This is a genomic window from Microbacterium sp. ZKA21, assembly GCF_050434165.1.
GTDB lineage: Bacteria > Actinomycetota > Actinomycetes > Actinomycetales > Microbacteriaceae > Microbacterium.
In genome coordinates this window covers 598,952-608,454 of the sequence record NZ_JBNPVV010000002.1, presented here as the reverse complement: position 1 = coordinate 608,454, position 9,503 = coordinate 598,952, and the positions used below count along the sequence as shown (strand labels likewise).

Annotated in this window: 9 protein-coding genes; 1 reads left to right on the top strand and 8 read right to left on the bottom strand. The window is 70.4% G+C overall.

The annotated features are described in order from the left end of the window. Positions 1 to 59: 59 nt before the first annotated feature. From M2317_RS07055 to M2317_RS07025, 7 genes are all read right to left on the bottom strand, one after another. Positions 60 to 1,262 carry a glycerate kinase family protein gene (locus tag M2317_RS07055; RefSeq protein ID WP_429458640.1) on the bottom strand — a complete coding sequence of 401 codons (1,203 nt, stop codon included), beginning with the start codon at positions 1,260 to 1,262 and terminating at the stop codon, positions 60 to 62. A 102-nt stretch (positions 1,263 to 1,364) separates the two neighbouring features. Then, positions 1,365 to 2,948 carry an SLC13 family permease gene (locus tag M2317_RS07050; protein WP_429458638.1) on the bottom strand — a complete coding sequence of 528 codons (1,584 nt, stop codon included), beginning with the start codon at positions 2,946 to 2,948 and terminating at the stop codon, positions 1,365 to 1,367. Then, positions 2,945 to 3,604 (bottom strand): response regulator transcription factor, encoded by a 660-nt coding sequence (locus tag M2317_RS07045; protein WP_429458636.1) that lies wholly within the window; start codon positions 3,602 to 3,604, stop codon positions 2,945 to 2,947. The genes M2317_RS07050 and M2317_RS07045 overlap by 4 nt, the downstream gene beginning before the upstream one ends. Before the next feature lies 1 nt (position 3,605). Next, positions 3,606 to 5,159: an ATP-binding protein gene (locus tag M2317_RS07040; protein ID WP_429458634.1), complete on the bottom strand. Its 1,554-nt coding sequence runs from the start codon at positions 5,157 to 5,159 to the stop codon at positions 3,606 to 3,608. Next, entirely contained in the window at positions 5,152 to 5,514 is a 363-nt protein-coding gene (locus tag M2317_RS07035) for a hypothetical protein (RefSeq protein WP_429458633.1), read from the bottom strand. The genes M2317_RS07040 and M2317_RS07035 overlap by 8 nt, the downstream gene beginning before the upstream one ends. 96 nt (positions 5,515 to 5,610) lie before the next feature. Further along, complete coding sequence (locus M2317_RS07030) at positions 5,611 to 6,402, bottom strand: sulfite exporter TauE/SafE family protein (RefSeq protein ID WP_429458631.1); 792 nt, start codon at positions 6,400 to 6,402, stop codon at positions 5,611 to 5,613. Positions 6,403 to 6,436: 34 nt separating this feature from the next. Next, positions 6,437 to 7,222: a class I SAM-dependent methyltransferase gene (locus tag M2317_RS07025; protein ID WP_429458629.1), complete on the bottom strand. Its 786-nt coding sequence runs from the start codon at positions 7,220 to 7,222 to the stop codon at positions 6,437 to 6,439. 113 nt (positions 7,223 to 7,335) lie between these two features. On the opposite strand from M2317_RS07025, the gene M2317_RS07020 reads away from it, so the two are divergent. After that, on the top strand, positions 7,336 to 8,913 hold the full coding sequence (locus M2317_RS07020; RefSeq protein ID WP_429458627.1) for an AMP-binding protein: 1,578 nt from the start codon (positions 7,336 to 7,338) through the stop codon (positions 8,911 to 8,913). A 77-nt stretch (positions 8,914 to 8,990) separates the two neighbouring features. On the opposite strand, the gene rplQ is transcribed toward M2317_RS07020, so the two are convergent. Beyond that, a complete protein-coding gene (gene rplQ / locus M2317_RS07015) occupies positions 8,991 to 9,503 on the bottom strand; it encodes a 50S ribosomal protein L17 (protein WP_429458625.1) in 513 nt (170 codons plus the stop codon).

Here is a 9,503-nt window from a genome sequence, read left to right as displayed (position 1 = left end):
CAGACGAGTCTACCGACCGTCCCCGACCGACTCCCTGTCGCCGGCCGGGGAAACACGACTCAGGCCGCCCTGGCGGCGAGGGCCGAGCCGAGCATCACCAGCCGCATGCTGCGCTCTGCGGCGTCCCGCAGCAGAGCCTCCCCCTGTTCGACGGCCTGCTCGAGCTGCATCGGCACGGTGAGGATGGACGCGATCGCGCCGATGCCGATGTCGTGCACGGCCGGAGCTCCTTCGCCGAGCGAACCGGCGATGCCGAGCACCGGGACGCCTGCGATGCGTGCGCGCATGGCGACCTCGGCCGGCACCTTCCCCCGCGGCGTCTGGAAGTCGATCGCGCCCTCCGCCGTGATGACGAGGTCGGCCTTCTCGAGCAGGTCGTCCAGGTTGCGCGGCAGCAGGTCGCCGTCCAGCAGCACCTCGAATCGCGGTGCCAGGCGGGCGCCGAGGACCGCCGCGAGTCCTGCTCCCAGGCCACCGGATGCCCCGGTACCCGGGCCGGTGCGCACATCCATCGCCGCGCCGTGGGTGCCGAAGCGCTCGAGCACGTCGGCCCAGGTGTCGAGCGCCTCAGACAGCTGCTCGACGTCGGCCGGCGAAGCGCCCTTCTGCGGGCCGAACACGCGTGCGACGCCTCGGGGTCCGCACAGCACGTTGTGGATGTTGCAAGCGAGGACGATCTCGACCTCGGCGGCCCGCGGATGCAGGTGGCTGAGATCCAGGGACGCCGCGTCGACGAGGTTCCGACCGCCGCGGGGAAGCGGGTTCCCGTTCCGGTCGAGCACCCGGACGCCCAGTGCTTCCAGCGCGCCGGCCCCGCCGTCGCTGGTGCCGGAGTCGCCGCAGCCGACGATGATCCGCTCCGCGCCGCCGTCGAGCGCAGCGGCGATCAGCTGTCCGACGCCCAGCGTCGTCGTGGCGCCGGGGTCGCGCCGATCGCGCGGGACCAGGCGCAGCCCTCCCGCCTGCGCCATCTCGACGACGGCCGTGCCGCGTGCCGATCCGCCGAGGCGGGCGTAGTGCGCGACGACGGGATCGCCGACCGGACCCGTGACGGTGACGGGGACGAGCTCGCCACCAGTCGCTGCGGCGAGCGCGGCGGCGGTGCCCTCGCCGCCGTCGGGGATCGGGAACTCGTCGACCTGGATGCCGGGGATGACGCGGCGCACACCCGATGCGATCGCGCGGGCGACCGTCTCGGCGTCGAGGCTCTCCTTGAATCCGCTGGGGGCCACGAGAACGCGCTGGGGAATGTGGATGGACATGGGGACTCCTTCTGATGGACCCGAATCCGGGTACGACGAACGTCGAGGTGGTGGAGAGGTGAGGACGAGGGCGAGGACGAGGGGATGCTGTGGTGCGCGGGCTCAGCGCAGCAGGGGCATCCCCATGGCCGGCCAGATCCAGAACGAGAAGCAGACGACGAGCAGGAACATCGCCGGTGCGAGGATTGCCGAGAGCGAGCGGAGGTCGCGCGGATGGAATCCGCCCGGTGCGATCTCCGGGTCGGCGAACATGGCGACGGGCTTGGCCGAGCTGGGCAGGGTGTGGCAGAACCCGGCGGCCGCGGTCGAGGCGAAGGCCGCGGCGGCGGGGTCGACGCCGAGTCCGGGGGCGAGCGCGACGACCATGGGGATGATCGCCGCGGACCGTGCGGAGCGCGAGGGGATCATCAGGTGCGCGCCGAGCGACAGGGCGATGACGGTGAGCACGAAGGCGACGCCGGCCGACGAGCCGAGCCCCGCCATCGGCCCGAGCGCCCAGGTGCCGAGCCAATCGGCGGCACCCGTGGCGGTGAGCGCCGAGGCGAGTGCGAGCGTGGCCGCGAGGAACAGCAGCAGCCCCCACGGCACCTTCTTCACGGCCACGGGCAGTGTGATGCATCCGATCTTCGGTGACACCACGACGATGGCGCCGAACAGCGCGACGAGTGCGGGCGGAATGTGGTGCACGGGCTCGGTGCACCACAGTACGACCACCGCGACGAGCAGCAGGCCGGCGCGGCGCTCGATCCCCGTGAGCGGTCCGCTCATCGGGGTCGGTGCGGTGCGGGCGAGGTCGGCGACGACGTTCGGGATGCCGCGGCGGCGTTCTGCCCTGCCGGTGAACCGCAGCAGCACGATCTCGCACGCGAGGTGGGAGGAGATGATCGCCAGCGGAAGGCCGAACCACAGCCAGTCGAGGAATCCGAAGCCCTGCCCGACGACGGATTCCAGCAGCTGCGAGGTGATCACGTGCGCGCCGGCACCGAGGAGCGAGCCGACGGCGGACAGCAGGATCACCGTGGGGAACAGCATCGACAGGGCCCGGATGAGCGCCGGACGATCGGCCAGCGATACCGCGAGCGCTGTGAACACGGGGATCGCCAGCGCGGCGCGCCCCGAGGTCGCCGGGACGGCGAACGTCGTGACCGTGAGAGCGAAGGTCGTGAGGTGGAACAGTGCGCGCGGTGTGCGCGCCCGGCGCAGCAGCAGCGCGGTGCCTCGCAGCGCGAGCCCGGACGCGCTGACCCCGGCCGCGATGATGAAGGCGCACAGCAGCAGCCAGATCGTCTCGTCGCCCAGCGAAGCGAAGAAGTCCTCGTCGGGCAGCACGCCGATGGCGATGAGCGCGACCGCGGCGAGGAAGGCCACCAGAGTGTCATCGAGCGAGGTGCAGATCCACGCCCAGACGGCGAGGAGGAAGACCGAGATCGTGGCGGCGATCGGCAGCGTCGGCGCACCGCTGTCGCCCGCCGGAGACGCGAGGGCGGCGACGCAGAGTGCGATCACGGCCACCGCGACGACGACGAGACCGACGACGCTCCGCAGACGCATGCGGTCGCGGGGCGGTCGCGGCGTGCGCGGCGGGCGGGAGGCGCGGGGCGGTCGCGGAGGCCGCGCCGGGGTCGGCGGCGCGAACCGCTCCGGGGGACGAGTGGCGTACAGGACGCGGATGGGTGCGGTGTTCATTGGAACCGATACCCTGCGCCGCGGACGGTCTCGATGTGCTCCGCACCGATCTTGCTGCGCAGCGCTCGCACGTACACGTCGACCACGTTGGATGCCGGGTCGAAGTCCATTCCCCACACCTGTCCGATCAGCTGGTCGCGCGACAGCACCTGACCCGGATGCTGGAGGAACACCTCGAGCAGCGAGAACTCCCGCGAGGTGAGGTCGGCCGACTCGTCGCCGACCGTGACCCTCCGGGTGCGGATGTCTGCGGTCACGTCGCCGTGCGCGAGGACCGCTCCGGCGACGCGCTGCTCGCCGTCGCCGATGCGCAGCTTCACTCTGGCGAGCAGCTCGGCGAACTGGAACGGCTTGGTGACGTAGTCGTTTGCGCCGCTCTCGAGCCCTCGGACCGTGTCGATCACGGAATCGCGTGCGGTGAGGATGATGACGGGAGCCGTGACCCCCTCGCCTCGGAGGTGCGAGAGGACCGTGAAGCCGTCGATCCCCTGCAGGCCGATGTCGAGCAGCATGAGGTCGAACTGACGGGTTCGGGCCATGATGAGGGCGCTCTCGCCGTCGGTGGCCTCGGAGGTCTCGTAGCCGGCGGTGCGAAGGCCGCGTCGGACGAAGGAGGTGATGTGGGGATCGTCTTCGACGATCAGGATGCGGCGCATGTCAGGCCTCCTTCACGAGGGTGCTGTCGAGGGGGATGACGGGGTCGGCGTCGTTCGGGGCGGGGATGTCGAGACCGAAGGTCGCTCCTTCACCCAGCACGCTGTCCACCCAGGCGGAGCCGCCGTGGGCATCCGTGATCGCGCGGACGATGGCCAGGCCCAGTCCGGAGCCGCGTCGGGGCGCAGTGCCCTCCCCCGACGCGCCGCCGCGGACGAAGCGCTCGAAGATTCGCTCGGCGTCCGCCGGGGCGACGCCGGGTCCCTCGTCCTGCACCCAGAGCCGCAGCATCCGCTCTGGGCCGGAGCCCTCGAAGCGGGATCCGATGCGGATGCGGGCCCCGGACTCGGTGATCTGGACGGCGTTGGCGGCCAGCTGCAGCACAGCCTGTGTGATGCGCTGGGGGTCCAGCCGCGCCTGCCCCTCGGCGACCTCCATGAGCTGCCAGCGCCGATCGCCGAGCGCCTGCGCCTTGGCTTCGATGTCGAGCGTGAGCGACGCGATGTCGCATCCGGCGACGCGGACGAAGTCGGGCTGCTCGGCGCGGGCGAGCACGAGCAGGTCGGTGACGATCCTGCTCATCCGGTCGAGTTCGCCGCTCACCAGACGCAGCGTCTCGCGGCGCTCGACCGGGTCGTCGCTGAGCAGTTCGAGGTGTCCGCGGACGATCGTGATCGGAGTGCGCAGCTCGTGTCCGGCGTCGTCCACGAAGCGCTGCTGGGTGGCGTAGACGCCCTCGAGTCGGTCGAGCATCTGATTGAACGTGGTGGCGACGGCCGCGATGTCATCGTTGCCTTCGACCGGAACGCGCGCGGTGAGGTCGTGCTCGCTGATCTCGCGGGCGACACGGTGCACCTCTCGGACCGGGGCGAGGATCTGACCGGCGACGAGCCACGCGATCCCCGAGCTGAGCAGCAGACCGGCGAAGGCCACCCACGCGATCGTCACGACGGACTGATCCACGGCAGCGCTCCGCGCCTGGGTGAACTGCATCACCAGGAGCGAGCCCTCGGTGTCGCCGGCGGCGAAGTCCACGCGCCCCCAGCGCAGCGGCCCGGCTTCGGACGACGACACGGTTCCCGATTTCTCCTCGCTGCCGAGCAGCCGGAGGGCGAGTGCGTCTCCCCCGGAGATTCCCAGCGATGACTCGCCCTCGACGAGCCCGTTGGCCAGTGCCACGGGTTTGCCGTCGACGGCGCCGACGATGACCTCGCCCGCGTGTACGGACTGCCTGCCGAGATAGTCAACGAGCAGCTCGTCGGCGGAGGTGAAGTCCGAGGCGGACTGGGCGAGGAACCGGTGGAACTCCTGCGCCTCCTGTTCGACGTCCGCGTTGGCGGACTGCTCGATGTCCGCGAGGAAGATGCTGCGTCCGATCAGGCCGACCGCGAGCAGCGTGACGACCGTGCTGGCGATGATCCAGGCAGTGATGCGCCAGCGCGCCGGGAGTGCGCGCAACCGGCTCCGCGGCGGTCGCGCCGGTTCGGCGGGGAGCGGCTCGGCCGAAGGAGCGGGCGCCGCCGTCGTCGGAATGGGCGCTGTCGTCGTGTCAGTCATCGTCGCCATCGTCTCCGTTGTCATCTCCGGCACCGTCGTCGTCATCGTCGTCTCCGGTGCCGCCGTCGTCTCCGTCGTCGCCAGCACCGTCGTCTCCTGCACCGGCGCCGTCGCCAGCACCGTCGTCATCTCCGGTGGCAGGCGGTGCCGGCGGCGCGACCGGCGCAGCGGACGGAGCCGGACGCGGTGCCTCCGGCTCGGGCGTCGGAGTCGGCGTCGCGAACTCGACGACCACCGAATCCTGGGGCAGCTGCGGTGCCCCAGGCGTCTGCGCGAGCGCGATGCTTCCCGCGGCGACGACCACCGGCAGCGAGATGAGGAGGCTGGGGACGAGGATACGGCGTGAGAAGGTCATGACCCCATGGTGTCGGCCCATTGTGAGGCGGATATGAGGCTCACATAAGGGTTTCTTCACTTTCGGCGATCCCCCCGGCATCCGCAAGGGAAGACCTCAGCGCTTGCGCCCGCGAACCGCCTTGAGCGCCATCTGAACCGCAATCACCACGAGGTACGCGGCGAACAGGATGTTGCCTGCGAGCGGGTCGATCAGGGTCGCGAGCCACGCGCCCAGCGCCGTCGTCGTGCAGGCGGCCAGGCCGATCGTCACCGCTGCCGTGAGGTCGACGTTGCGGTGCCGGAGATTGCCGACGGTCCCCGAGATCGCGGTAGGGATCATCATGAGCAGCGAGGTGCCCTTGGCGACGAGGTCGCTGGTCCCGAAGGCCAGCATCAGCACCGGCACGACGACGACGCCGCCGCCGACCCCGATCAGGCCGGACAGGATGCCGGTGCCCACGCCGACCAGCACGAGCGCGGACCCCGAGAGCCAGGTCAGGTCGAACTCGACGCCGCGCGACGGGATCACGACGAACAGCATGATGATGACGACCACGAGGAAGGCGACGAAGCCCCACCGCAGTGCGGTCTGCGAGATCCGCGGCAGCAGGCGCGTGCCGATCTGTGCGCCGACGACGGCTCCGGCGGCCAGGATGATGGCGGGGATCCATGCCACCGAGCCGTGCACGGCGTAGGAGATCACACCGACGGTGGCGGTCGGGACGATCGCGGCGAGCGAGGTGCCTGCGGCGAGGCGCTGGTCGAAACGCAGCAGCAGCACCAGCAGCGGCACGATGACCGTCCCGCCGCCGACGCCGAAGAGTCCGGAGAGCAGACCCGCCAGCAGGCCGATGACGATGAACGATGCGTACGCCCGGGGGCTGCGCTGAATCCGGGCGTCACTCACCCGTCCACCCTACGCCCGCCGGATCGCGGCTCCGTCAGCGCACGCGCGCGACGGCCAGCAGGTGGGCGCTGAAGTCGCGGATGCCTGGTTCGGCGCTGATCGCGCGTGCGAGCACAAGCGCGGCCTCGGTCAGGTCGTCACGATCGATCGGCATCCCCTCCAACGCGAGCCCCGCGGGGCCCTCGACGCCGTGGACGGCGATCACCTCGAGCCCGGCATCGGCCACCTCATCCGCGAGCTCCTCCGCGGTGTGGAAGTGCCCGGCCGGGAATCGATCGCCCTCCGGGGGAAGACCCTGCTCCCACAGTGCCGTGATCGCGCCATCCGACCGCACCGGACGACCGAGAACGTTCGCGCCGAGGGCGATGAAACGCGACAGGCCCGCCGCGAAGACGAAACCGCCGCTGCGCGTGACCCGGCGTGCTTCGCGTAGCGCCTGCAGGCGCTCGCTCTCGGAGGCCAGATGGTAGAGCGGGCCCAGGATGAGCACGGCGTCGAAAGCGTCGTCTTCGAAGGGCAGGCTGCGGGCATCGCCCCGCACGGCGTCGATGCCGGATGCCGCGGCAGCAGCCACGTGCTCGGGCACCGGGTCGATCAGGACGACATCGAGGCCACGGGCCCGCAGCGATCGCGCATGCACTCCGGTGCCTCCGCCGACGTCCAGCACACGTCCCGTATTGACATGTTCGGCGATCAGCTCCTGGGTACGCCGATGCTCGAGCGGCCCCTGCGCCGAACGGGTCGTCAGCCGCGCGCCCTCGTCGAACAGGCCGCCGTAGTACGCGCGCACGCGCCGGTCGATCTCGCCCTGATCCTGCACGGCGGCTCCTCTCCCCTGTCCAGCATCCTGCCATGGCGCCCACGCATGGGACTGCATACCGTTGTGTGCGAAACTGAATCCCACCATCGCACCCGACGATCAAAGGAGATCGCATGGTCCAGAGCACCCTTCCCGACGTGGACATCCCCGATGTCCCGGTGTACGACTACCTGTTCGGGAATCTCGACGAATCGCGGCTCGATACGGTCGCCCTGATCGACGGCACGAGCGGGGCGACGACCACCTATCGTCAACTGATCGGGCAGATCGACCTGTTCGCCGGGGCGCTCGCGGCCCGTGGCGTCGGGGTGGGGACGAAAGTCGGACTGCTCTGCCCGAACGTTCCGGCCTTCGCGACCGTGTTCCACGGCATCCTGCGCGCCGGCGCCACGGCGACGACCATCAACTCGCTGTACACGGCGGAGGAGATCGCGAACCAGTTGCGGGATGCCGAGGCCGGCTGGCTCATCACCGTGACGCCTCTGCTCGCCGGTGCCAAGGCGGCCGCTGCCGAACTCGGCATCGCGGACGACCACGTCATCGTCCTGGACGGCGCCGACGGCCACCCCGACCTGCGTTCCCTGCTCGGCGAAGGGCGTCCGGCTCCCGCTGTGGAGTTCGACCCGGCCGAGCACCTGGCCGTCCTGCCGTACTCATCCGGCACCACCGGACGACCCAAGGGCGTCATGCTGACGCATCGCAACCTCGTCGCGAACGTCGCGCAGTGCTCGTCCACGATCTCCCTCACCGACGAAGACCGGGTCCTCGCCGTGCTGCCGTTCTTCCACATCTACGGCATGACCGTGTTGTTGAACTTCGCGCTGCGCCAGCGCGCGTCGCTGGTCACGATGCCGAAGTTCGAGCTCACCGAGTTCCTGCGCATCGTCGCCGAGCACCGCACGACCTGGGTGTTCATCGCGCCGCCGATCGCGGTCGCGCTGGCCAAGCATCCGCTCGTCGACCAGTACGACCTGTCCGGCGTGAAGGTGATCTTCTCGGGGGCTGCTCCGCTGGACGGCGCACTCGCCTCCGCCGTCGCCGCCCGCCTGGGATGCACCGTCTGCCAGGGATACGGCATGACCGAGACGAGTCCTGTCACGCACGTCATCCCCGTGGGTCGCCCGGAGCTGGACCGTTCGAGCGTCGGCATCCTGCTCGCCAACACCGAGGCGCGCCTGATCCATGCCGACAGCGGCATGGACGTGCCGGTGCCCGCGGACGGCGCGAGCGAACCCGGCGAACTGCTCATCCGCGGCCCGCAGGTCATGAAAGGTTATCTGAACCGGCCGGATGCCACCGCCGACATGCTCGACGACGACGGCTGGCTGCACACCGGCGATGTCGCGACCGTCACGGCCGACGGCATCTTCCGCATCGTCGACCGGCTCAAGGAGCTCATCAAGTACAAGGGCTACCAGGTGGCACCGGCCGTTCTGGAGGCCGTGCTGCTCGAGCATCCCTCGATCGCGGATGCCGCGGTCATCGGGTCCCTCGACGAGGACGGTCAGGAAGTGCCGAAGGCCTTCGTCGTCCGCCAGCCCGGTGCGGACCTGTCGGATGCCGAGGTGATGGACTTCGTCGCCGCACGCGTCGCCCCGCATGAGAAGGTGCGGCTGGTCGAGTTCATCGAGGCGGTGCCGAAGTCGGCATCCGGGAAGATCCTGCGCAAGGATCTCCGGGCGCGGGACTGACCGCGCGCATCGCCGCACGGGAACGACGAAGCCCGCCATCCCTTTCGGGATGGCGGGCTTCGTGCGCAAGCGGGTGCTTACTCGGACTTCTCCTCGGCAGCGGCCTCGGCGGGAGCCTCTTCGGCCGGAGCCTCGGTGGTCTCCTCGACGACCTCTTCAGCCGGAGCCTCTTCGACCTTCTCGGCCTTCGGAGCCTTCGGGGCGGCCTTGGCGGCCTTCTTCTTGGGCGTGACGGGCTCGAGGACGAGCTCGATCACGGCCATGGGCGCGTTGTCGCCCTTGCGGTTGCCGACCTTGGTGATGCGTGTGTAGCCACCCTCGCGGTCCGCGACGAGCGGGGCGATCTCGGTGAACAGCTCGTGCACGACGGTCTTGTCGCCGATGACCGACAGCACCCGGCGGCGGGCGTGCAGGTCGCCGCGCTTGGCGAAGGTGATCAGGCGCTCGGCGAGCGGACGCAGGCGCTTGGCCTTGGTCTCGGTCGTCTTGATCGACTTGTGGGTGAACAGAGCAGCCGCGAGGTTGGCAAGCAGCAGGCGCTCGTGTGCGGGGCCGCCTCCGAGGCGGGGACCCTTGGTGGGCTTAGGCAT